The 343-nt window shown below is 50.7% G+C and carries 2 tRNA genes; both read right to left on the minus strand.

Features of this window, described 5'->3' with window-relative positions:
- Positions 1-62: 62 nt before the first annotated feature.
- Positions 63-135, minus strand: a tRNA-Ala gene (locus KNO78_RS15525).
- 22 nt (positions 136-157) lie between these two features.
- A tRNA-Ile gene (locus KNO78_RS15530) sits at positions 158-234 on the minus strand.
- Positions 235-343: the final 109 nt, after the last annotated feature.

Below are 343 nucleotides of genomic sequence, written 5' to 3' on the forward strand. Positions count from 1 at the left end.
GGACCATATGTGAAATTGGTTTTTGATGTCTTGATGAATCTTCAGTTTTCAAGGAACAAAAGTGGAGCCTAGCGGGATCGAACCGCTGACCTCCTGCGTGCAAGGCAGGCGCTCTCCCAGCTGAGCTAAGGCCCCGTATTAGAATTGTTCATAAAAATGGTGGGCCTAAGTGGACTCGAACCACCGACCTCACGCTTATCAGGCGTGCGCTCTAACCGGCTGAGCTATAGGCCCTCTTAGAGAGGTTTTGGTCTCTCAAAACTGAACGATGGGCAATGCCACATGGGCATTTTCCTTAGAAAGGAGGTGATCCAGCCGCACCTTCCGATACGGCTACCTTGTT

This window comes from Exiguobacterium sp. s132 (assembly GCF_018617235.1).
Taxonomy (GTDB): domain Bacteria; phylum Bacillota; class Bacilli; order Exiguobacteriales; family Exiguobacteriaceae; genus Exiguobacterium; species Exiguobacterium profundum.